Below are 25,209 nucleotides of genomic sequence, written 5' to 3'. Positions count from 1 at the left end.
ATGGGCGGGATGGGTCTAGTCGTCGTCGGTATGACCGGGGATTCCGGAGCTCAACTCGGCAATGATTTCCTGTTCTGTTTTCTCCTCGGCGCGCAGCTCGCGCAGGCGCGCGTCGGGTTCACTCACATAGTAGAGAGCGGCGTCGATACTGTCCAACGGCACGCCTTCCATCGCCGAAAGCAGCAGTCGGTACAGGTCGAGCTGCACGAGCTTTTCGGCGATGTCGCGCGGTTTGCGCGGCCTGTGGCCGGTCTTCCAGTCGATGACGGTGTAGCGTTTCGACGGGTCGGCCGGGTCGAACCCGCCATGGAAGACGGCGTCGAGCTTGCCGTTGGCGATGATGCCGTCGAGCTCGGGGATCGCGACGACGAGCTGCCGTTCCGCCCATGCCGGCGTACGTGACGCCCATGGGGATTCGACGAGTCTGCGCTCCCAGACGGCGAGCATGGCCTCGGCATGCTCCCGGCGCCCGGAGGTCGGCGGCTCCGGTGAGGCGCCGGACGGACCGTCCATGCGCCCGTTTACGGAGAACCGGTCCTCCCGGCGCCGCAGGTCGTCGATCATCGAGGCGCGGTCGAGCCCCTCGTAGCCGTCGATCCCGGCATCGAGGAACCGTTCCGCCCATGCATGGAATCGCGTGCCGGCCGAGGCGGACGGCGAGGCGACGGACGGTATCGGGCGCACGATGCCGCGCCAGTACCGGCGCTCCTCCCGCTCCCCCATGTCGCCGGCCCGGGTCTGCAGCCGGGTGACGCTCTGGCGCGATCCGGCGAGGATGCGCTGCGCCTTGTCGCGCACGGCCCTGTCGAGATCGGCCCCCGACATGGCGCCGTTCATGAGGTCGCCTTCGGCGATGAGCAACCTGGCCCTGTCGAGCAGGCCGCGGCCGGCGGCGCCGGAGGATGCGCCCGCGGCGGGCCCGAATCCCGCGTCGGGTTTCGCGGCCGCGCCGGCGTCGGATTCCGTGGCGGCGACGGCGTCCGCCGCGGCCTCGAGCCGTGCGGCGATTCCCGCGCTCAGCGACGCCGGCCAGGGCAGCGTCCCGTCCCGACGCTCCTCGAGCGGCGCGGACCATGCCCCGCCGATGACGGCATGCGCGTAGGAGGCGGCGTCCTCCCCGGTGAAGAACCCGTCCGGACGCGGCGCTCCCAGCGCGTCCAACGTCCCGGCGGCGGCCGAACCATCCGAATCGACCGAATCGACCGAATCGACGTCCTCGGCCATGACGGTTCCGGCGTGCGGGTGGAGCGCGTCATGCACTTCGAGCCAGAAGTCGGAGGGCTTCGCCTTCCTCGACGACGTCCTGACCGCGGACGGGTCGCGCCCGGGTTCCGAGCTGCGGCTGTAGGTGAGCAGCACGTCCCGTTTGGCACGGGTGAGCGCCACGTACATGAGCCGCCTCTCGTCGGCGTGCAGTCTTCTGCCGTATTCCTCCGCTTGGGTGAGGTACCAGGAGTCCGGGTCGACGTCGTCCACGCCGTCGCCGACCCCGCGCAGCGACCCGTAGACCTCGTCGTCGATGAGTTCCACGTCGTCCAACGCGTCCAACGCCTCGATCGGGTCCCCTCCGACGGGCGCGTCATGGGGGAACCTGGGCAGGATGCCCGCGTCGGCGCGCATCGGCGCCGGCACGGCGGTCGGATCGTCCAGCCAAGTGCCGGCCTCCTCGTGGTATTCGGGGGCCTCCCATCCCCCGGGTTCCCCGGGCCGTGCCGCACGGGTCCCGCCCGGATGCCGTTCGTCGAGCGTCACCTTGAGGTGGTTTCCCTGGTTGCTGGGGAAGGTTCCCGCGGCGAGGCCGACGATGGCGACCGCGTCCCATTCGAGCCCTTTGGACTGGTGGACGGTCATCAGCTCCACGTCCGCCCCGCGGTCGGATTCGAAAGCGGACGTCTCGTCGTCGATGCTCCGCAGCGCGTCCGTCCAGGCCATGAACCCGCGCAGCGTGGGCGCGGAGTCGGCGGCGATCTCGGCCGTATACGTGTCGACCAGGTCGATGACGGCGTCCATCGGCAGATGCGCGAGCGTGGGATTGACGGAGGACCCGTCCGAACGCAGCGCCTGCGCGACCACGGTGTCGATGTCCAGGTCGAGCGCCTGGACGGCGGCACGCACCACGTCCGGCAGCGGGCGCCCGACCACGTCATGGACCTGCCGCAGCATGCGGCCGGCATGCGCGATGGCGCGCACCGCGGACTCGGGGAATCCGCCATCGCCGAGCAACGAGGCGAGGCCGTCGCCGAGCAGCACGTCGGGCAGGAACACCGCGTTGGCCACGGCGTCGCGGTGCTCGCGCACCAGGGACGCCCATTCGTCGCGGGGCTCGTCGCCGGAGGCGAGGCCGGCGGCGACGAGCGCCTGGTAGCGGGCCTGCGTGTTGAGCGCGTCGGCGAGCGACGCCAACGAGGCCAGCGACGCGGCGGCGAGGCCGAAACGGGGCGTGGCGAGCAACCGCATGAGGGAGCCGGCGTCGGTGTGGTCGGCGACGACGTGCAGCAGGGCGAGCACGTCGCGGATTTCGGGACGGTCGAGCATCGCCGAATAGCCGACGACGAGCGTGCTCAATCCCGCCGATTCCAGGGCCTGCCGGTAGATGTCCATGTTCTTCTTCGAGCGGAACAGCACGGCTGCGGTGCGCCGCGGCGGCGGGGCGACGCCTTCCGCGGGCCCCTCGCCGGAGACCCCGCCGGACGCGGTGCCCTCCGGCCCGGGGCCGCCGATGCCGCCGATCCCATGGGGGCGCACCGCCTGCCGGCAGAACCGCACGACGGCGTCGACCTCCTGGCCGAGGGTGTCGTAGCCGAGCACGCCGAGCGTGCCCTCGGGCGCGGAGGGCATGGCGTCGAGCGGGGCCACCTCCACTTCGCGCAGGAGGGAGCTGCCGGGCCTGCGGGGCGTTCCCCTGAGGGGCAGGGTCAGGTCGTTGGCGGCTTCGAGCACGAGGCGCGAGTTGCGTCGGGTGACGCTCAGCGCGTACGGCTTCGCGTCCCGGGGCATGTGGAAGTCCTGCTGGAACATGCGGAACGCACCGGGGCTCGCGCCGCGCCAGGCGTAGATCGACTGGAACGGGTCGCCCACCGCGTTGACGGCCGTGCCGCCCCGGAACAGGGTGGCGAGCAGCGCGGCCTGCGTGGTGGAGGTGTCCTGGTATTCGTCGAGCAGCACATGGCCGAACCGCCGGCGGTAGCGTTCGCCGATGGAGGGGAACCGTGTGACGAGCTGGTAGGCCGCTATGGTGAAGTCGCCGAATTCGGCCATGTTGAGGCGCCGCTTCTCCGCCGTGTACGCCTCGACGAGACCGAGCAGCGCCTCGCGGCGTTCGGCGGTGCCGACGAGTCCCGCGCACGTCCAGACGCATTTGTCGCGCAGCCGACGGTGATGTTCCTCGAGTTTCGCGGCCCAGGTCGCGTCGGTGTCCTTCTTGAGCCGGCGCGGCGCGCGTATCTTGGGTTCGGCGTCCGGTACAGGCCGGTCGCCGAGCGCCTCACGCACCCGGTCGATGAACGCCCGGTCCCATGCGCGCACCCGTGCGACGGCCGTGTCCATGTCGGGCACGCCCTCGCCGATCATCGCGCTGCCGATGGCGTTCGACAGGGCGAGCACCCGCGACGCGAGCGTGCCGAAGGCGCCGAGATCAAGCCCCCGCAATTCGCCCATGTGCCGGTCGATGACGTTCGCGGCGAGCTGCAGCGCGCCGGCTTCGCTCAACGGCTGCGTGTTCTGGTCGAAGCCGACGAGCAGGCCGTACTGGCGCACGATGGTCTGGAAGAACGCGTCGTATGTGTAGACGGCCGGTTTGAGGAACATACGGTCGTCGCCGCCCGCTTCTTCGCCCCGGTCGGCGAGCACGGCCGCGGAGACGCGCGACAACAGTTCGCCGGCGGCCTTGCGCGTGAAGGTCAGGCCGAGGATGCGTTCGGGGGCGACGCCCCGGCGGATGAGTTCGATGATGCGACGGGTCATCGTGTAGGTCTTGCCCGATCCGGCTCCGGCGACGACGAGCACGTCGTCGTCCACGGGGGCGTTGATGACCGCGGCCTGTTCGGGACTGTCGGTGAACGTGGTGCGTGCGCTCATGCCTGCCTCGTTTCGAATACGGTGTCGACCCGGCCGGCGCAGGCCGGGCAGACGTCGCGCATCCGGCAATGGGCCAGATGCGCCGCGGTCGGATGGGCCGCGAGCCGCTCGGAGCGGCTGGCCGCGGCGGCGTAGAACACGCGGGAGATCATGGTGAGCGACCATAGCGCCTGCGTGCCGTTGAGGGACGCGAACCGCGCCCATACGTCGTCGTCCACGCCACGGGGCCTGGACACGCCGGTCGTTTCGGCCCGCGCATCGCCGGCTCCCGGACCGTCCCCGCCGCCCGCGACCGGCGCGTCCGGGGACAGCACGGGCATGTCCGCGAGCCGGGACAGGTCGCGGTAGTGGTCGCGCTGTGTGAACGCTTCGCCGTTGAGTGAGCCCGCGGTGAACAGCGGCGGCTGGAACAGCCCCTCCGGCGAGTAGCTTTCGGCGGGTGCGGCATGGGATTCGACATGGAACAGCCCGCTCTGGGCGATGACCGGCGCCGCCTCGAGCGCCCGGGCGCCGCGCATGCCGCCGCCCTTGGCCTCCCCCGGACGCCCGGACGTCTCGGGGAAGACGAGGCCGAGCTGATAGCACACCAACTGCAGGTCGTTGAAGATCTGCCCCACCGCGGGCACGCGCCCGGTCTTGTAATCGATGAGGCGGATGGTCCTGTCGCCGTTCCCGTCCACGCGCGTCTCCTTGCGGTCGATGCGCCCGGTCAGGCGGATGGTCAGGTCGTCGCGCATGCCTTCGGGCCAGCCGCCGACAAGCGCGCCCATGAGGGCGGCGAGGTCGTGCCTGCCGATCGGCTCGATGCCGGGCAGCGCGTTGTAGGCGGCGAGGATGTCGCCCAGATCGAAGCGCGCGGCGAACTCCTCCTCGCAGTCCGCACGTTCGAGCGTGCCGATATGGAGGTACTTGGCGTTGCCGCCGAGATAGCCGGCGTGGTTGGACCGTACGAAGTAGCCGGCGATGTTTCCCAACGCCGTGCCGACCTGTTCGTCCTTGCGCATGGCGGCGTACCGTGCGGCCGGGTCGTCGATGGAGGCCTGGCCGGCTTTGAGCCCGTCGTAGATCGCGGCGAGCCTGCCCGCCACCTCGTCGACGCGCGCCTCGACGCCTCCGGGCGCGGCCACGGGCAGGTCGAGCCCCTCCTCGCTGCCGCGCTGGGCGACCGCATGGATGAGCGTGCCGAAGCCGGTGGCCACGCTGCCCGGGCGCGGCCCGGAGAACCGGTTCTCCAACAGCCAGCACACGGGGCACTCCCACAGCCGGTCCACCGCGGAAGGGGACAACGAGACGACCGGGGCGGATTCGGAATCCGGGGCGGCGTCCGATTTCCCGCGCACGATGAGACGCGGATAGGACCAGTCGGCGGGATCCGCCGAGGAGACGCCGTGCCCCGCCAGCAGCGCGAGGGCCGCGGCGGCGTCCCTGCCCTGCGGCGAATCCGCCGGATGCCGGGACAGGATGATGCGGGCCGCGGCCACGAGCCCACGCGGATCGGCGTCCAACCCGGCGAGCGGGTCGCCGGACGACCGCGACGGGTCTTCGGCCTGTTCGGGGTCCCCCACTTCGGTGAACCGCGCCTCTGCGCGGTCGAAACGTTCCGGCAGGTAGCCGTACAGGAAGTCGGAGGGGGTCAGGTCGTCGTTGGCCACGGCGCTGACGGACACCGTGGCGCCATCACGACCGTCGTTCCGCGCGCCGTGGCCGTCGCCCGCCCGGTTTCCGGCCTCGTCGGCCCACCCGCCGACGCTCCCGGCATCGGCGCGGGTGAGGGCGAACAGGAAGCTCTTCTTCTCGGAGGCGAGCACCGCGGCCAGACGGGGGTCGGTTCCCCCGCCGCGGCCCGCGGCGCCCGCGGCCGCGCGATCCGCGTCGCCGCCGGCGCGGGTGGCGTCGAGCATGATCTCGGCCAGGTCCTCGCCGCCGAACAGGGTGTTGCGTTCGGCGAGGTTGGGCCATACGTCCTGCTGCACGGCCGGCATCCACACATGCCGCCAGTGCCGGCCCACCGCGCCGGCCGGCGTGGTGAGGGTGACGGCCTGTTCGACCGGTCCCACGTGGGCGAGCGAATCGGCCTCGATGCGCATGGACCGCACCTGTGCGATGAACGCGGTGATGTCGTGCCCGGCGGTGCCGCCCTCCGCGTATTGGAACAGGCGCATGGCCACGTCCAGACGGTCGTTGGCCGCGCGCCCCTCGGGGGTGTTGTCCAACGCCTCGCGCTGCCATGCACCGGCCACGCCGCAGGCCTGCCATGCCATGGCGAGGGCGAACTGCGGTTCCGCATCCTCCAGGGAACCGAGTCCGGAGGCGATGACGCCGACGAGCCTCCACAGCCGCAGGAACGCCTTCGCCTGCGGGTCGCCGCCGACGACCCTTCCGATGACGGACAGCACGTCGGCCGCCGGCGCGAGCGGATCATCCAGGACGAGCATCGCGTATAGGGCATCCACGCCGAACGGCGGCGTCTCCTCGCCGTCGGTGAGGCTGTCGTCGACGACGTTCCCCGACGCATCCGCAGCGTCACGCTGCGCACGCCATTGTTCCGTCAGCGACCGCCAGCCGGCGACCACGCCGGCGAGCGCACCCCGGTCTCCCCCGCCGTCGCCCCGCACGGCCCGCCCCGCGGCCTCGGAGGTCTCGCCGGAGCCACCGGCGTCATCGGCATCGCCGGCCAGGCCGTCGTCGACGACCTGCGACAGGGATTCCAGCGCGGCCATAGCCGATTCGATGGGGGCGAGGCGCCCGGGCCGCCCCTCCCCCGGACGCGCGCCGGTGGTGATGAGCGGGCAGGCCATCACCGTGGCGACGCGCGAACGGGCGAACGCCGCGATCGCCGCCGGGCTCATCGTGGTGCCGGAGAGTCCCTGCCGGCGCAGGCGGGCGAGTTCCAGCAGCGCGAACAGCCCCTGCACGAACGGCTCGTCCTTGAGGGGTTTCGTGACGGACGAGTAGCGCACGGGCACGCCGTCGTGACGCAGACGTTCGCCGAATGTGCGCACGGTGGCGTTGTCGTGGGCGATGACGGCCATGTCGTTCCATTGCGCATGGCCGTCGAGGCGCATGCGTTTGATGCGCCAGACCACATCGTCGAGTTCCTCGCGCGGACTGCGGTACAGGGCGGTGCGCAGCGTGCCGTCTCCGGTCGGGTCATGCGCCGGATCCGGGGTGCGGATGGGCCACGCGCCGTCGTAGCGGGGCAGTTTGCCGGGACGCTCGGGCAGCGGGATGCCGCTCTCCTCCATCGAGGGGATGGACAGGGAGACGCGCGCGGCCACGAGATCGAGGTACGAGGGCGCGGCCGGGGCGGCCGCCGCCGGACCTGCACCCAGGCGGACCTCCACGGCCCCGAGCGGGCCGAGCCGGGCCTGGGAGAACAGGTATTCGGGATAGGAGCCGCGGAAGGTCTGCACGGCCTCGTCCGGGTTGCCGACGAGCAGCAGGCGCACGCCCCGCGCGGACAGCGCCTCGAGGAACCTCAGACCGGCGAGCGTGGTGTCCTGGAAATCGTCGACGACGAGCAGACCCGGCAGCCCGGCCGCGTCGCCGTCCTGCAGCGCCGCCGCCCCCTCGACCAGCAGCCTTGAGGCGTCGAGCCGGTATTCGCCCGGGTGGGCGGCCTCGATGGCGTCGACGTATTCATGCCGCAGCGCGAACGCCAGCCGCCATTGCAGTTCGAGACGCGCCGCATGGCCGGAGCCTTCGCCCGAGGCGGCGGCGCGGGCGCGCAGCGTGGCGATGAGCCCCTCCTCCCTGCCGAACGAGGCGCCGAGCTCGTTCATGCGGGCGAGCATGTCGCGCAGCTGGTCGACAAGGGCCTGGGACACGCCACGCTCGAGCATGGCCGCCGTGGTGCCCTCGCCCGGCCCGGCCCCCACGCCGTCGCCGTCGTCCGCCGCGGGCATGTCCCCGACCGACCTCGCCCAATCGTCGGAGGCGAAATAGGAACGCAGCAGACGGCAGACGTCGCACATCTCGCCCGCACGGGCGTGGACGAGATGCACGGCGAGCACGCGGCGGAGCAACGCGTCCTGCTCGGCGCCGTTGAGCAGACGCGGGGCCGGCGACCCCGTGGCGAAGCGCCGCGCGGAGATGACGCGGAACGCCAATGCGGACAGCGTGGTGACCGGCCGGACCTGCGCCGAGGCGCCGATCCGGCGGATCGCCCGGTCGCCGAGCAGGTCCGCGATGACGCGGTTCGACACGGCCATGGCGGCGCCCTCGCCGCCGAACGCGTGCAGGCCGCGCAGCAACGCCTCGTAGGCGAACCCCGTCTTGCCGCATCGCGGGGCGCCGGCCGCGAGCACCGCGCGCGGCCCCTCGCCGCCGATCAGGGCGTCCAACGCCTCGTGGGAGTCCGTGTATCCAGTCATGGTTCCAAGCCTAGGCCGCGTTCCGGCGACCGGTAGATATCTACCGGTTTTGTCCCGGCCCCGCGTGTCACGCGTGCGTCACGCATGTATCACGCCCGCGTCGCACACGCAACGGCACGGCAGCGGGATCCCGCGGCCCGCTCCCCGTGGAGCCGGCTATCGCAGCGCGTCCCACACCGCGGCGGACAGGTCGCGGATCGACGCCTGCGCGGCGGAGGGCGAGGCGACGTCCGAGGTCATCACGGCGATCGCGTAGTCGCCCTGGGTGGCCGAGCCGTCGATGGCGCCGGAGGTGTCCGAACCGGCGAACACAAGCGCCGCGTCGTTCTCCACGCCGGTGTTCTCGCCGGTCTTGTTCGCCACCGTCACGCCGGCCGGCACGCCGCCGGGGATCTTCGCGCGGCGCGTCTGGCCGAGCAGCAGGTCGATCATGCGCCGGCTCGCGTCGCCGGAGACCAGCCTGCCCCGGTAGGCGGCGGCCATGAACCGTCCGCAGTCGTCGGCCGTGGTCACCTTGCCGTTGGCGTCGACGGGTGTGACGCCGAGCGCCTGGCTGATGCGCGAATCCTTGAACCCATAGCGGGCTGCGGTGTCGTTGACCACCGTGAACCCGGCCTGCATGTCGCCGCCGCCGAGCATGGTGACCAGCGAATTCGTCGCCTCGTTGGAGCTCACGGTGATCATCTGCGTGAGCAGTTGGTCGAGCGAGGCGTCGTCGGAGACGGCGCCGTCGGCGATCCGCTGGAACACGGCGAGCATGACGTACAGCTTGATGTCCGAGGCGGCGTAGGAGGGATGGGAGTCGACGGAGACACTCGCGCCGCTGGCCAGATCCTCCACATACACCTGCCAGGTGCCCTGGTAGCCGGCGATCCTGGACCGGATCGTCTGGCCGAGCGCGTCCATGTCGCGCTGCTTCGACGCCTTCGCGCTCGGCTGCGGCGCCGCCGCACGGCCCAGCGTCCGGTGCGTCGTCCCGCCGCCGGCCGAAGTCCTTGACGAGGCGCCCGTCCCCGCGGACTCTGCCCGCCCGCCCGCGAAGGCGCCGGCAAGCCAATCGGGCCGCAACCATACGACCGCGCCGGCGCCGGCGCACGCCATCACCACCATCACCGCCACGACTGCGGCCACCGCACGCGCCGCCACGGACCTCCCGCGACGCGCCACGGACGCGCGGGTCGCATGCCGACCGAACCGATCCTTCCTCATAGCGTCCAGTATGCCGCACCCTCCCGGCGCGCGGCGGCGGCGCACCGACCCGCGGACGCCCTTCCCTCCCGAAACCACGACCCCCGTGGATACCCGCGAACACCCGTGGATACCCGCGAACGGCCCGCGCCCACCCGAACCCCGGACAAGCCGGGCGCTCATCCCGCACCGAACGTACGATGGCGTCAGGAAGAGACCGAGGGAAAGAGGCATCATGCCGGCAACCATCACCACGCCGCCGCGGATCCCGGGCTACACGTTCATCCAGACGCTCGGATCGGGCTCCACCGCGAGCGTCTACCTCTACCAGCAGCGCACGCCGAGCCGCATCGTGGCGGTGAAGGTGTCGAAGGCCTCGCTGGACCCGCGCGCCGCCGCGCAGTTCACGCAGGAGGCCAACACGATGGCCCAGCTGTCGAGCCACCCGTACATCATGCCGATCTACGGCGCGGGCGTCACCTCGAACGGCCTGGGGTACATCGTGTTCGAGTACGCGCCGGGCGGCACGTACAAGGAGATCGCGCAACGCCAACCGCTCACCTGCGACCAGATGCTCGACCTCGGCGTCAAGCTGGCGAGCGCCCTGTTCACCGCGCACCGCGCCGGGGTCATCCACCACGACATCAAGACCAGCAACGTGCTCGTCAACGCGCAGGGCCTGCCGGTGCTCGCCGATTTCGGCATCTCCACGAACATCTACGACAAGACGTTCACCGGCTATTCGCTGCCGTGGGCGCCGCCCGAGGTGCTGGGCGGCCATGTGGGCGCCGAGGCGGCGGACATCTACTCGCTGGGCGCCACGCTGTACGCCACGCTCACCGGCCGTTCGCCGTTCGAATACGGCTACCGGCCGCGCACGCCCGCCCAGCTGCGCGAGCTGATCCTCACCAAGCCGCTGCCCGCCATCAACCGCCCGGACGTGCCGGCGGACGTGGAGAAGGTGCTGCGCCGCGCGATGGCCAAGGAGCCGGACGACCGCTACTACTCGGCGCTGCAGTTCGCGCGCGAGATGCAACGCGTCCAGCAGGAGCACTTCGGTCATATGACGCCGGTGATCGCCGAGGGCCAGCCGCCCTACCCGGCGCAGCGGGCCGTCCCGACGCCGGCGCGGCCGGGCGACCGGGCGACGAACCGCGCCTGGGTGCGCCCGGTCGCGATCGCCGCGGGCGTGGTCGCCGCCGTCGCCGCGCTGGCGCTGGCGTTCGCGTTCGTCGTCGCGCCGCGTCTGGATTCGAGCGCCACGTCGGATCGCGCCACCATCGACAATCCGGCCACGGGCGACTCGTCGGCGAACGCGGGCACGCCGGACGGCTCCGACGCCGAGGTCGTGCCCTCGCCGTCGAACCTGTACGGCTCGTACAACGACGACGGCACCGTCACGTTCACCTGGGACAACCCCGACCCGGAAAAGGGCGACTCCTACGCGTGGCAGCCGGCCGAGGGATCGGACTCCGGCGGGCAGGTCGACACGACCATCGTCAAGGACGCCAAGGTGACCATCGACGCGGTGCCGGACGCGAACCAGACGTGCATCCAGGTGTCGATCGTGCGCGCCGACCGGCAGATGTCGGCCGACCCGGTGACCGCCTGCGCGACGCGCTAGGCGCACGGACGGGCGCAAACCGGACGACACGCACCCTACGGAGAAAAACCGGTACATATGACCCGGCCCCCGTATAACGGCGTTACATTGAGTGGATAGGGTACCTCGAGAGGGGACGGGAGAACAGTATGGCGAAGTCATCCCAGGCATACGAACGGTCACGCAGGGCCGGCGCGCTGCTGCGCCGCCTGGTGCCGTCGGGCAACCGCAGGTGGGTCACGCCCGTCGTCACGCTGCTGCTCATCCTCGCCGCCATCGCGGGCGCGGTCATCATCAGCTCCGTCACCCAGCGCCACGTGCAGCTCGACGACGGCACCGTGTGGGTCACGTCGCTGAAGAACCGCAAGGCCGCACGGTTCAACGTGCGCCTGCGCGAGGCGGACGCCGCCGTCGCCTCGTCGGCGCAACGGTTCGACGTCTCCCAGCACGGTTCGGACACGGTGCTCGACGAGACCTCCCGCGCCTCGTCCATCAAGGCGTCCACCATCGGCGTGGACGGCAGCACCGAGGTCAAGGGGAACACCGTCTCGATGATCGGCGGCGGCACGGTGGCCTTCCTCAACACGAAGACCGGCGACGTGTGGGCCGGTTCGGCCGACGACGTCACCTCCGTCTCCCCCGCCTCCGCGAAGCCGCAGATGCGCCTGGGCACGGGCGGCCGCGCCGTGGTCGACTCGAACGGCGTGGTGTGGGGCTACCGCCCCTCGGACGGCATGATCATGGAACTCACCTCGCCGCAGAGCCGCGTCGCGCAGCTCGAGTCGATCACATCGGGCGGGCAGACGAACGCCGACTCGTTCACCGTGGTCGACGGCGCCCCGGTCATCACCTCCGGGCCGCGGCTGATCTTCAAGGGCGGCGACGTCGCGCTCGGCGAAACGGGCCGGTTCACGCTGCAGTCGCCTTCGGTCGACGGCGAGCAGTCGGGCTGGGTGGCGGCCGCCGGCCAGGACGGCCTGCGTCTCGTCGACCTGACGAAGCGCGGCGCCAAGCCCGTCGTCCTGTCCTCCGGCGGCAAGGGGGAGCCGGCGCGGCCCGTCTCCTCCGGAGGCTGCGTGCACGCGGCGTGGAGCCGCAAGGCCGACAACTACGTGCGCGTATGCTCCGCGAAGGACGGCGGCGCGCGGTTCGCGTCGTTGCAGGCGGTGAACGCCACCTCCGAACTCGTGTTCCGCACCAACCACCGCCAGGTGGTCCTCAACGACGTGGTCAACGGCAACGTGTGGAACCCGCAGGACTCCACCGACGTCATCAAGATCCAGTGGAACACGATCCAGACCGAGCAGTCCGAGAAGCAGCAGCAGAGCGACGACACCGCGAACAACCAGCGCAAGTACGACAAGACCTGCTCGCAGCAGTCCGGCGAGATCAAGGCGGAGAACGACGACTTCGGCGCGCGCGCCGGCGGCGAGCAGATCCTCGACGTGCTGCGCAACGACCAGCAGACCGACTGCTCGGTCCTGCGCATCACCCATGTGAACGCGCCCTCCGGCGCCGACGTCACCGTCTCTCCGGTCTACGACGGCCGCTACGTCCAGCTCGACGCCACCAAGGCGCACGCCGGCTCGGCGAGCTTCTCCTACGAGATCTCCGACGGCCGCGGCCAGACCTCCACCGCCACCGTCGACCTCACGCTCCAGGCGGGCGACGACCACGCGCCCGCGCAGAGCGACGTGCCCCCGGAATTGGCCGTCGAACAGGGCGCCACCTATACGACGAACGCGCTGGGAAGCTTCACCGACCCGGACGGCGACCCGATGACGCTCGTCTCCGCCGTGCCGCAGAACTCCGACCAGGTGTCGGTCTCCACCAGGGCCGACGGGCAGCTCACCTTCAACACCGGTTCGATGACCTCGGGCCGCGTGGGCGTGCAGGTGACCGCCTCCGACGGCGAGCAGACCGGCACCGGCATGATCTACTTCTCCGTCAAACCGGCGAACACGCTGGCCGCCGACATCGACCCGGTGGTCAAATCCGCCCTGCCGGACACCGACACCACCATCGACCTCAAGCCGTACGTGCACGCCACCAGCGCGCAGCCGGCGCAGCTGTCGGCCGTCGACGCGCCGGACGGCGCGAGCGTGACGATGAACGCCGCCGACCAGACGCTGCAGTTCAAGGCCCAGAACCCGGGCACCTACTACGTGCCCTACACCATCACGCAGGGTTCGGTGCCCGCCACCGGACTGGCACGCGTGGAGGTGCAGCCGGCCACCGGCGAGGCCGCCAAGCCGGTCGCCGCCAACGACGTGGCGCTGCTCGGCGCCGGCAACACGGCCATCGTCGAGCCCCTCGCCAACGACGTCGACCCGATGGGCGGCGTGCTGTCCGTCACGTCGGTGTCCGCCGACGCCTCATCGGGCATCAAGACGGGCCTGGTGAGCCACAAGCGCGTCTACCTGACGGCCCGCCAGGTGCCGACCAGGCCCGTCGAGGTCACCTACACGGTGGCCAACGCCGCCGGCACCTCGACCGGCACCATCGTGCTGCAGCCGCCGGCGCTGTCCACCGGCAATTCGGCGCCGAAGGCGCAGAACGTGAACGCGCAGGTGCGCACCGGCGGCATCGTGTCCGTGGACGTGCTCGACCACGTCAGCTACCCGGACGGCACCACCGTGAAGCTGCAGAACAACCTGCAGACCGACAAGGCCACGTTCCGCGGGATCGCGTTCGTCTCCGGAGACACGGTGCGCTACCAGGCGTCGAACGAGCCCGGCGTCTACCCGGTCACCTACACGGTGAAGGACGATCTGGGCAACTCGGCGTCCGGCACCATCACCATCACCGTGCACAAGGGAGACGCCGAGCACAAGAGCTCCCCCACCCCGCACGACACCGAGGCGCAGGTGGCGGCCGGCCAGAAGGTACGCATCCCGATCACCCTCACCGGCATCGACACCGACGGCGACGACGACCAGCTCCTGGGACTGGGCAACAAGGCGCCGCAGCTCGGCCGCATCACCGAAGTGGGCGCCAACTACCTGGTGTACGAGGCGTACTCCGACTCCTCCGGCACCGACACCTTCTCCTACGCGGTCGAGGACTGGACCGGCCGTCGCGCGCAGGCGCAGATCCGCGTGGGCGTGTTCACCGGCGCCTCCGACTCGGGCGTCTACGCGCGCGACGACGAGGTGACGCTGCGCCCCGGCACCGCGGCCACCGTGCCCGTCACCCTCAACGACATCTCCGGCGACAACACGGACCTCACGGTCGAGCCGAAGCTCGAGCCGCAGGGCATCCAGGGCGCCAGGGTGAAGGACAACGCCATCGACTTCACCACGCCCGACAACGCGGGGACGGCCTACATCGTCTACACGGTGAGGGACAAGGCCGGGCTGTCCGACACGGGCACGCTGACCGTGAACGTGGACCCGAACGCGCCCATCGACCCGCCGCAGGCCTATGACTACCGCGTGCCGCCGGCCGCCACCATCGACAAGAAGAGCGTCGACGTGGACGTCAGCCAGTGGATCGCGAACCCCTCGGGCACCGCCGCCGACCTCAAGGTGGGCGTGCACCCCTCGGCCCGCGACCACGCGCGCGTCAAGGGCGGCGACAAGTCGACCGTCATCACCGTGGACCTGACCGACGAGGCCCGTTCCGTGCCCTACACGGTGACCAACACGAGGTACGGCATCACCTCCACCGCGTTCATCCAGGTGCCCGCATACGGCGTGTTCCCGCCCACGCTGCGCCCGAACGCGCCCGAGATCAAGGTCAACGCGCGCGAGACCGTCCAGATCAACATCGCCGACTACGTGCGCGTGGGCGCCGGCAAGGAGGCCACCGTGGACGGCGCCGATTCGGTGAGCGCCACGAAGGCCGCGGACAACGACCTCTATGTGAACGACAAGACGCTCAAGTTCACCGCGCCCAAGGACTACTCCGGCCCCGCCTCGATCACGTTCACCGCGGTGGACGGCAAGAAGGGCTCCGACAAGACGAAGATCATCAACTCGGCGGTGATCACGCTGCCGATCACGGTGGTCGGACGCAACACGCAGCCGCCCACGTTCTCCTCGTCCAACATCGACGTGGTGGCGGGCGAACCGGAGAAGACCATCGACCTCAAGGCCCTCACCCACGCGCCCGACGGCGCCTCGGAGGACGAGCGGCAGTACACGTATTCCGGCGGATCGACCTCCGGCAAGGTGGAGGCGTCCGTCACGAACGCCGGCCAGCTGCAGGTGCGCGCGGACAAGGACGCGGCCCCCGGCACGACCGTCAGCGTCCCCGTGCGCATCAAATACGCCGCGGGCACCGTGGAGGCGGGCATGACCGTGCGCGTGGTCTCCTCCACCAGGCCGCTGGCCCGCCTGACCGACAAGACCGTGCAGGTGCGCGCGGGCGGCACCCAGACGGTGGCGATGCTCGCCGACGCCTACAACCCGTTCCCCGACGAGCCGCTCACCATCGTCCGGTGCGCGGCCGACGACGCGACCAGGCTCACCGTGGACTGCGCCGAATCCGGCGACATCTCGATCACCGCGCCCGCCGACCTCGGCGCGAGCACCAACCGCGTGCTCGTCACCGTCCAGGACGGCACGAAGGCCGAGGAGCGCAAGGTCACCGGCACCATCACCGTGGCCGTCATCGACCGTCCGGAGGCCCCGATGCTCTCGCCCGCCGACGCCAAGCCGCAGGACGGCTCCATCGACCTCACCTGGACCCCCGGCGCGTCCAACGGCAGCCCGATCACCGACTACGAGGTGAGCTGGTCCTCCGACGGCGGCGACGCCACGACCAAGTCGTGCGGCGCCGTGACCACCTGCAAGATCACCGGGTTGAAGAACGGCAAGGCGTATTCGTTCAAGGTGCGCGCGAGGAACGAGGTGGGCTGGTCCCCCGACTCGAACACCGTCACCGGAACGCCCGACCGCGTGCCTCCGGCGCCCTCCTCGGTGAGCGTGGACGACGGGTTCGAATCGGTGAGCGTGAGCTGGGACATGCCCGACTACGACGGTTCCGCGCCGGACTACTACACCGTGACGCTGAGCAACGGCGCCAAGGACACCGTGAAGGGCTCGCGCAGCAAGACCTTCACCATCCCCAGCAAGGACATCACGGACGGCATGACCGTCACCGCCACCGTCTCCGCGCACAACAAGGTCGGCGACGGCACCGGCACCACGTCGAAGAACACGGCCAAACCGTACGGCACTCCCGATCCGCCGTCCGTCACCGCCTCGCAGGCGGGCGCGAACAGCACCACCGTGAAGGTCTCCGCCGCGCTGGGGGCCATGCACAACACCACGTGCGACCGGGTCGAGCTGCAGCTGGGCGGCGACAGCAGGACCGTCTCGTGCTCCTCGACATCCGCCGACTTCACCCTGTCCGACGGTGATCTGGGCTCCCCGCTCACGCCGAAGGCCACGGTGCGCACCACGCAGGGCAGAAGCGCCACCGGCACCGGGCCGACGATCACCCCGTCGTACAAGCCGGGCATGCCGCGCAACCTGTCCGTATCCGCCTCCGGCGGCGAATGCCGCGTCACCTGGCAGGACGGCGACGGCAAGTCCGGCAGCTTCGGATACGCGGTGGACGGCGGACCGCAGTCCACCACCTACGACACCTCGTTCAGCTACGACCCGGGCAAGTGGAGGTCCTGCGGCACGGTGCACGTGTGGAAGATCTTCAAGAACGCCACCAGCGACCAGGCCAGCGCCACCAGCGACGCGATGCCGAACAAGCCGAAGGCGCAGATCAGCAACATCGACTTCAAGTGGGACGACCGCAACACGCTGCACCTGCTCAGCGGCAGCGTGGACACGTACGGCCAGCAGGCGACGGTGGTGCTCACGCTCACCGACGGGAACGGCCATTCCGAGGAGCACACGTGGACCGCCGGCTCCGGCCCCGAGAAGATCGACATGAAGGACAGTCAGCTCGAGGGCGACGTGACCTGGAGGATCACGCTCAGGGACGGCGCGTCCGAGCTCATCGACGGCGTCGAGGCCTCGGACAAGGTCTCCAACTCGCGTCCGATGGCCTCCGGCAACTCCACGTCGCTGTCCGGCATGCTGCCGGACGACGCGCACGACACGCAGCCGTGGGTAAGGGGGTTGGCGTACCGCACGTCCGCACGACCATGACATGACCGCGGCGGGTTGGCGGGCCGCCGGGCCCGCACCGCCGCCCGGTCCACCAATCGACCCGATCCGAACCATCCGAGACATCCGAACCACAGACCACCGGCGACGGGCACGCAAAGGCACCGCCCGCGCCACATGCAAGGAGAGACCATGAGCAGCGAATACACCGGCGACCCCATCGACGACGCGACCAGGCTGTCGGACACGACGCACACGCACGCCCCGGCGCAGCCGAGCCTGCCCGCGCGCCCGAAGCCTGCCATCCCGGCCAAGCCGGCCGCGGCGCAGGACGCCGGCGACGGGGACGACCTGGACGCCACCAGGCTTGGCTCCCGGTTCGACATGGACGCCACCAGGCTCGGCGGGCGCGCCGCGTCCGTCGACGCCACCGAGACGGGCGTTCCCCCCGTCGCCGCGGCACAGGCCGCCGCGCAGATGCCCGCCGCACCGCAGTCACCCGCCGTCACAGCGCCCGCCGTCACAGCGCCCGCGGCGCCGACGACGCAGCCCGAGACCGTGGCCGCCCCGCGGGTCATCGACGCGGGCCTGCTGCCCGACCTGTCCCCCGACGTGGAGCGGTTCCGCGACGCGTTCAACATGCTCGCCGAGAACATCTCGAAGGCCGTGGTCGGCAAGGCGAAGCCGATCCGCCAGGTCCTCACCGCGTTGATGGTGGGCGGCCACGTGCTGCTCGAGGACAACCCGGGCACCGGCAAGACCCAGCTGGCCCGCGCGCTGGCGAATTCGGTCGACACGAGCTTCAAGCGCATCCAGTTCACGCCGGACCTGCTGCCCTCCGATGTGGTGGGCGTCACCTTCTACGACCAGAAGACCGGCGACTTCACGTTCCGCGAGGGCCCGATCTTCGCCTCCATCGTGCTCGCCGACGAAATCAACCGCGCCTCGCCGAAGACCCAGTCCGCGCTGCTGGAGGTCATGGAGGAGCAGAAGGTCACCGTGGACGGCGTCACGCACGCCGTGCCGCAGCCGTTCATCGTGATCGCCACGCAGAACCCCATCGAGCAGCTCGGCACGTACAAGCTGCCCGAGGCGCAGATGGACCGTTTCCTCATCAAGACGTCCATCGGCTACCCGGGCCACGACGTGTCCGTCGGCATCCTCAAGCAGCTGGACATCACCGACCGCGCCGAGACCGTGTCCCCCGTGCTCACCGGCGAGGACATCATCGCCCTGCGCCGCACCGCCGAGTCCATCTACGTGGACGACGCGATCGTCGAATACATCGTGCGTCTCGTCGAGGAGACCCGCCACAACGACGCCGTGCTCGTCGGCTCGTCGATGCGAGGCGCGCTGGCCCTGACCCGCTGCGCCCGCATCTGGGCCGCGGCGGACGGACGCGGCTACGTCGTGCCCGACGACGTGAAGGACCTCGCCGTGCCGGTGCTCGCCCACCGTCTGAGCCTGACCGCCGAGGCGACGTTCGCCGGCGACACGCCTGAGACCGTCATCGCCCGGATCCTCGAGGACGTCCCCGCCCCGACGCTCGGCGCCTGACCGGCGCGAAGGAACGACCGATCATGTCCGCCTCCACGCAATCACCCCGCCGCCGCCATGCGGCGCGTCTCATACGCCGGGCGCGCCGCCGGATCCGCCGGCTGCTCTCCGCGTACATCTCCCCGTTGGGATGGGCCGTGGCGCTGTCCGGCGTGGCCGCCCTGCTCGCGTTCCTCCCGCTCGGCTGGCACGAGCTGCTCGCCTACGGCGTGGCCGCGGTGACGATGACGCTCGCCGCCATCGTCATGTCGCTCGGCAACACCTCGTTCAAAGCCTCCATCAGCCTGCCCAAGCGCCGCGTCACCGTGGGAGACACGGTCGCGGTGCGCGTGGACGTGGCCAACCCGGGGCGCACGCCCACCGCCACGGCCCGCGGCGACCTGCCGATCGGGCAGATGCACGAACGCTTCGCGATCCCCATGCTCGGCCCCGGCCAGAAGAAGCAGACCGAGGTGGAGTTCCGCACGCTGTCGCGCGCGGTGCTGCCGATCGGCCCGCTGCGCATCCGCAAGGGCGACCCGTTCGGCCTCGTGCGCCACGAGAAACGGCTCGCCGAACGCATCGAACTGTTCATCCATCCCGCCACCGTGCCGCTCAGGACGCTCGATGCGGGCCTGGCCCGCGATCTCGAAGGCCAGCCGAGCGGCGACATCGTCGACGACGACCTCGACTTCTACGGCCTGCGCGAATACGAGCCGGGCGACGACGTGCGCAACGTGCACTGGCTGAGCACCGCGAAGACCGGCACGCTGATGATCCGCCAGTACGAGGCGACCCGCCGCACCGACACCTCGCTGACCGTCTCGGTGAACCCGGACGAATACGCCAGCTCCGGCGAGTTCGAGCTCGCCGTCTCCGTCCACGCCTCGATAGGCGTGCGATGCCTCATGCAGGACCGTCCGCTCGCCACGCACGCGGGACGCGCGCACAGCTCCCCGCGCAACGCCATGGACTTCCTCGACTCGTGCAGCATGATCGACCCCGACCGCGACGACAACCCGAATCTGGCCGAAGGCACGCTGGCGCACAGCCCGGACGCCTCCTTCTACTTCCTGACCGTCGGCTCGCAGCGCGACGTGGACTCCATCAAGCGCATGGCGCTGGCGCTGCCGAAATCCGCCACCACGCTGGTGCTGCAGACCGTGGAGGGCGCGCCTCGCGCGATCCGCCGGTTCCCCGACTTCACGCTCGCCACGGTCGGCGGTCTCGACGACCTGCCGTTGATCATGGGGGTGCTCGCATGACCTACCAGACGATGCCGTTCGATCCGGCCCCGGACCGGGCCGCCGCCCCGCTGATGCCCGACGCCACCGGCACGGGCACGAACACCTCCACCACCACCGGCTCGTGGGCCGACGCCACCCATTCGGTGATCTGGATGACCCGCGGGCACCGGGCCACGCTCAAGCTGGGCCGCGAACCGTGGGCCCGCCACATCGCCAATCTGGCGGCGGTGGCGGCGCTCACCCTGCTCGCCGTATCCAACCTCATCGACGTGTACGGCTCGCCCCTCGTCTGGGCGGCCGCCGCGGTGCCGTCCACCCTCATCGGATGCGCGGTGGCGCTGGCCGGCGTGCGCCAGCCGCTGCGCCTGTGGTGGCAGATGGTGTTCCTCGCGCTCGCGCAGTTCGTCGTCGGCCCCGTCGTGGCGTTGAACGGCACGACGCTCGGGCATGTGATCCCCACGTCCGCGACGCTCGCCCAAGGATGGCAGAGCACGTTCGGTTCGTTCAAATACCTGATCTCCATCGCCCCGCCGGTGGGCACCGGCGACGGCGCGCTCATGGCCGCGTGGACGCTCGGCCTGTGGACCGCGTTCCTGACCGGCCTGTTCGCCCTGGCGGACGACGGCCGTCTGGCGACGATCGGCGCGCTGCCGGCCTTCGCCTCCTTCGCCGCCTGCGCGCTGCTCGGCACCGCCGACGGCTGGTGGCGCATCGGCGCCGGCGTCGCGGGCGGACTGATCCTGGTCATCTGGCTGTCGTCGCGCTGGGAACTGCTCGAACTCGGGCGTTGGATCAGCGCCCTCGTCATCATCGTCCTCGCCGCGGGCCTCGCCGTCGGCGCATGCCTGGCGGTGCCGCAGGACCGCACCATCCTGCGCGACAAGTACGAGCCGCCGTTGAGCCCCTACGACTACACAAGCCCGCTGTCCGGCCTGCGCGCGTACGTCAAGGACCACAAGGACGACACGGTGCTCACGGCCCGCAACCTACCGGCGGGCGCCCCCGTGCGCCTGGCCGTCATGGACCGTTTCGACGGCAACGTATGGAACCTGTCCGATTCGTCGGCCTCCTCCGGATCGTCGAACTACCGTCGTGTCGGCACCTCGATCGCCTCCAAGGCCAAGGGCGACCGGTTCACCGCCACCTTCACCGTGGGCGAGGGCCTCGCCGACACCTGGCTGCCGCTGTCCGGCGCGGCCGGCACGGTCACCTTCAGGAGCGCCGGGGCCGGCGACTTCTACTACAACACCGACACCGACTCGGCGATCTACCCCGACGGCGTGACCAAGGGCCTGACCTACACGGAGACCGGCGTCATCCCGCGCATCCCCACCGACAAGCAGATCGACAAGGCGGACGCCGCGCAGATCGACCAGCCCGAGGCGAGCGAGTCCCCGGACTCCGCGGCCAAGCTGGCCACCGCGCTGGCCGGCGGCCAGTCCCACGGCGGAGCCACGGCACGAGCCCTCGCGGACAAGCTCAAGGAGAACGGCTGGTTCTCGCACGGCCTGTCCGGCGACTACCCGTCGCTGCCGGGCCATGGCAGCTACCGCATCGACAAGCTGCTGGGCGGCAAGGAGATGGTGGGCGACTCCGAACAGTACGCCTCCGCGATGGCGCTCATGGCCCGCGACCTGGGCCTGCCCAGCCGTGTCGTGCTCGGCTTCATCCCGAAGAACAAGGACGGCTCGATCAGCGTCAACCGCGCGGTCAAGCGGGGCGATCAGACCGTCACCGAGTTCAAGGGCAACGACATCGAGGCGTGGGTCGAGATCAAGCTCGACGGTTACGGCTGGGTGGCGTTCTACCCGACCCCGAAGGAGACGAAGGTCCCCGACGAGAACCAGAACCTCACCCCGCCGAACCCGCAGACGCTGGTACGGCAGCCCCCGGTGCCGCTCACCGATCCCCTACGCGACGAGCAGCAGGCGCGCGGACGGTCCTCGCTGTCCGGCGAGGAGGCGGACGACACCGGCGCGAACCTGTTCTGGCAGCGGTTCGGCCGCGTCGCCCGCCGTGTGGCGGTCTACGGCAGCCCCCTGTGGACGGTGCTCGTCATCTGCGGCGCCATCCTGCTCGCCAAGTCCATACAGCTCGCCCGTGCGCGCAAACGCGGTTCGCCGCGCGTGAGGGTCGCCGCCGGCTGGCGCGCCCTGACGGCGCTGGCGCGGCAGAGCGGCGTGGACGCGCACGGCACCAGACGCGACGAGGCGCGGGCCATGGCCGACCAGCTGGGCATCGCCCCGGCCGAATTCCTCACGATGTCGCGCGAGGCCGACTATGCGGCGTTCTCCGGCCGTGACGTCGACGACGGGCAGGCCGTGCGATACTGGACCGGCGTGGACGGCATGCGCAAGGCCATGCTCGACCGGCTGCCGCGCGCACGCCGATGGCGCACGCGTCTGAGCCTCAAGGACGTCCTGCCGGCGCACGTGGTACCCACCCCCGCGCGGATGGCCGCCGGCCTGGCCTCCCTGGCGGACCGGATCCGCAAGGCACGGGCGAACGCGACGGGGGCGAAGGAACCGAAGAAGACCGGGAAGACCGGGAAGACCGGGAAGAAGAAGTCAAAGGAGCAACGTTCATGACCACCGGTGACATCCGGGCCGGCCTCGCCACCGACGTGGGGCGCAGACGCAGGAACAACCAGGATCTGGGCTTCGCCGAACACGGCGTGTACGTGGTATGCGACGGCATGGGCGGCGGCAAGGGCGGCGAACGGGCCAGCGCGCGGACCATCGAACGGCTGCGGGCCCTGACGGCGCTGCCCACGCGCAACCGCGCCGACATCGAGACGGTGCTCGGCGACGCCCAGGCCGACGTGCTCGAGCTCGGCGACGAGCTCGGCGGCGTGGCGGGCACCACGGTCACCGGCCTGATCCTCGTGCACGCGGACGTCGACGACCCGGCGGACGTGCAGGGGAGCGACGGCACGCCGACGCGACCGGCCGACGGGCCGATCCCCGACGACACGCAGGACGTGCCCGGCGGCTGCGGCCCCGACACGGCGTCCGACGAGAACGGATCCCCCGCGCCCGCCAGCGGACCGGGCGCCAAGGCCCCGCTGCCCTACAGCACCGGCCATCTCGCCTACGTGGTCAACATCGGCGATTCACGCACCTACCACATGGACCCGCTGCCCGACGGCACCGGATGGGACGCCTCGTCGCTCACCCGCATCACGCGCGACCACTCGCAACGTCAGGAGGCCATCGATTCGGGCGAGATGCTGCCCGACGTCGCACGCTCGCTCATCCCGCGCAACGTCATCACGCAATGCGTGGGCGATCCCGAGGGCATCGCGCCGGACCTGTTCCTCGCCGACGCGACCGGCCGGTTCATCGTCTGCTCCGACGGCCTGCACGCCGAGGTGTCCGGGGACGCGCAGATCGCCGCGATCGCCGCCGCATACGACGACCCCCAGCAGGCCGCCGACGCGCTGGTCCAGGCCGCGCTCGAGGCGGGCGGCAGCGACAACGTGACCGTCGTCGTCGTGGACATGCCCCTCGGCCATCCCCTCCGCCACGGTTGGTCCGTGACTAAACTGGGCGAGGAGGAGGACATCGGCAACATCGCCGACGAGACTTTGCAGACCTTACGAACCATAACACCAAGGAGGCCATGATGGTCGATTACGACGCCGCTGTCGCGGCAGTGCAGGATCCGAACGCGGATCCGATCTTCCTGGCGAAGATCGCCTATGAGAATCCGGAGTTCGGGGCGAACGTGGCGGTGAACCCGCGCGCGTATCCTGGCCTGCTGCGGTGGATCGCCGAATTCGGCGACGAACGCGCGCGCGACACCGTGGCCCAGATGGGTTACGCGGTGCCGGACTCCCCCGCAGGCGCGAACCAGCCGTCCACGGCCCAGAGCTTCCAGAGCTTCGAGCCCGCCGCACGGGCCACGGACGCGCAGGAGGCCCAGCCGGCCCAACCCGCCGCCGCGCAGACCTCGAACGCCGAATCCTACGCCGCCGGGCAGCCCGCATCCTACGAGGAGCCGGCGGCCCAGCCCATCGTGAACGCCTCCGACGCGTACGCCGCCTCCTCCTATGTGCAGCCCGCACAGAACCCCTACGGGTTCACCGCCGAGCTCGCCCGCACCACCACCGATCAGATGCAGATGGCCGAGATCGCGCAGAAGGCGCCGGAACTGTACGCCTCGCTCGCGTTGAACCCGAACCTGTACCCGGCGCTCGTCGACTGGCTCGCCCAGCTGGGCGACCCGGCGGTCAACGCGGCACTCGCGACCCGTCAGTGAGGAGGGGCCCGATGTCCGTTGTGATTCCGTTCCCGCCCGCACCGGAGCCCGGCTGGTACGCCGACGATCCGGTCGACTCCCCCGCGGCGCAGGCCGCCGCGCAGACCCCCGCCGCGGCATCCGACGCCGCCACGTCCGACGCCGGTTCCCGTTCCGATGAGCCCGCGGCCGCCGCGCAGGCCGCCGCCGCGTCGGCATCATCCGCTCCGTCGGCCGGCCTCGCCGCCACGGGGCTGGCCGCCGCCGACGGCCCGGTGGTGACCGGCTCCTTCGTCACCGACGAGCCGTCGTTCACGGCCCCCGCCGCGCAGGATGGTGCCGCCGCGTCGGCGCAACCGGCACAGTCGGCGCAGCCGTCCTCGTCCCACGCCGATGATGACGAGGATTGGGACAGCACCGTGCTGTCCAGCTCGTTCACCATCAAGCAGGCGCACAAGACGTACGTGCTGCACAACGAGGCCACGGGCCAGACCATCCTCATCGACCGCAGCGTGCTGCTGGGCCGTCGCCCCTCCGACAAGATCCCGGAAGGCGCGAAGGCGGTGCGCATCGAGGATCCGACGCGCACGACCTCCCGCAACCACGCGGCCATCAGCATCGACCAGAACGGCCAGTTGTGGATCGAGGACTACGGTTCGCTCAACGGCACGTTCATCATCCGCGACGGCGAGGAGCACCAGGTGGTCAAGGGCACGCCGTCCGAACTGGACGCGCCCGCCACGCTGCGCATCGGCGACCAGTTCTTCACGCTCGAGGAGCAGGACGCCCGCTGACACGGGCGGAAACGCCGTCAACGGGCGAAAACGGGTTGGGCCCCGTTCCCTGATGATCGATGAATCATCAGGGAACGGGGC

Annotated in this window: 11 protein-coding genes; 8 read left to right on the top strand and 3 right to left on the bottom strand. The window is 70.9% G+C overall.

Translation table 11 applies throughout. The features are described 5' to 3' along the window. Nucleotides 1–15: 15 nt before the first annotated feature. From GFD21_RS08855 to GFD21_RS11350, 3 genes are all read right to left on the bottom strand, one after another. Entirely contained in the window at nt 16–4,077 is a 4,062-nt protein-coding gene (locus GFD21_RS08855) for an ATP-dependent DNA helicase (protein WP_163197612.1), read from the bottom strand. Beyond that, nucleotides 4,074–8,450, bottom strand: coding sequence for a PD-(D/E)XK nuclease family protein (locus tag GFD21_RS08850; protein WP_163197611.1), 4,377 nt, complete (start codon nt 8,448–8,450; stop codon nt 4,074–4,076). The genes GFD21_RS08855 and GFD21_RS08850 overlap by 4 nt, the downstream gene beginning before the upstream one ends. 156 nt (nt 8,451–8,606) lie before the next feature. After that, entirely contained in the window at nt 8,607–9,596 is a 990-nt protein-coding gene (locus GFD21_RS11350) for a serine hydrolase (RefSeq protein WP_318643753.1), read from the bottom strand. A gap of 277 nt (nt 9,597–9,873) precedes the next feature. Between GFD21_RS11350 and GFD21_RS08840 the strand changes: the two genes are divergently transcribed. The 8 genes from GFD21_RS08840 (at nt 9,874) to GFD21_RS08805 (ending at nt 25,128) form a co-directional block, all read left to right on the top strand. Continuing rightward, entirely contained in the window at nt 9,874–11,262 is a 1,389-nt protein-coding gene (locus tag GFD21_RS08840) for a serine/threonine-protein kinase (protein ID WP_163197610.1), read from the top strand. A gap of 128 nt (nt 11,263–11,390) precedes the next feature. Then, complete coding sequence (locus GFD21_RS08835; RefSeq protein WP_163197609.1) at nt 11,391–17,354, top strand: Ig-like domain-containing protein; 5,964 nt, start codon at nt 11,391–11,393, stop codon at nt 17,352–17,354. Between the two features lie 150 nt (nt 17,355–17,504). Then, complete coding sequence (locus GFD21_RS08830; protein ID WP_163197608.1) at nt 17,505–18,869, top strand: AAA family ATPase; 1,365 nt, start codon at nt 17,505–17,507, stop codon at nt 18,867–18,869. A 23-nt stretch (nt 18,870–18,892) separates the two neighbouring features. Next, entirely contained in the window at nt 18,893–20,113 is a 1,221-nt protein-coding gene (locus tag GFD21_RS08825; RefSeq protein ID WP_163197607.1) for a DUF58 domain-containing protein, read from the top strand. 11 nt (nt 20,114–20,124) lie between these two features. Further along, nucleotides 20,125–22,683 (top strand): DUF3488 and transglutaminase-like domain-containing protein, encoded by a 2,559-nt coding sequence (locus GFD21_RS08820; protein WP_404801577.1) that lies wholly within the window; start codon nt 20,125–20,127, stop codon nt 22,681–22,683. Next, nucleotides 22,680–23,720: a PP2C family protein-serine/threonine phosphatase gene (locus GFD21_RS08815; RefSeq protein ID WP_163197605.1), complete on the top strand. Its 1,041-nt coding sequence runs from the start codon at nt 22,680–22,682 to the stop codon at nt 23,718–23,720. The genes GFD21_RS08820 and GFD21_RS08815 overlap by 4 nt, the downstream gene beginning before the upstream one ends. Beyond that, on the top strand, nt 23,720–24,355 hold the full coding sequence (locus GFD21_RS08810; RefSeq protein ID WP_163197660.1) for a variant leucine-rich repeat-containing protein: 636 nt from the start codon (nt 23,720–23,722) through the stop codon (nt 24,353–24,355). Before GFD21_RS08815 ends, GFD21_RS08810 begins: the two co-directional genes overlap by 1 nt. Nucleotides 24,356–24,366: 11 nt before the next feature. Further along, nucleotides 24,367–25,128 carry an FHA domain-containing protein gene (locus GFD21_RS08805; protein ID WP_163197604.1) on the top strand — a complete coding sequence of 254 codons (762 nt, stop codon included), beginning with the start codon at nt 24,367–24,369 and terminating at the stop codon, nt 25,126–25,128. Nucleotides 25,129–25,209: the final 81 nt, after the last annotated feature.

Origin of the sequence: Bifidobacterium platyrrhinorum (assembly GCF_010667645.1) — a bacterium.
Taxonomy (GTDB): Bacteria; Actinomycetota; Actinomycetes; order Actinomycetales; family Bifidobacteriaceae; genus Bifidobacterium; species Bifidobacterium platyrrhinorum.
This window is presented reverse-complemented; position numbering and strand designations above follow the sequence as displayed.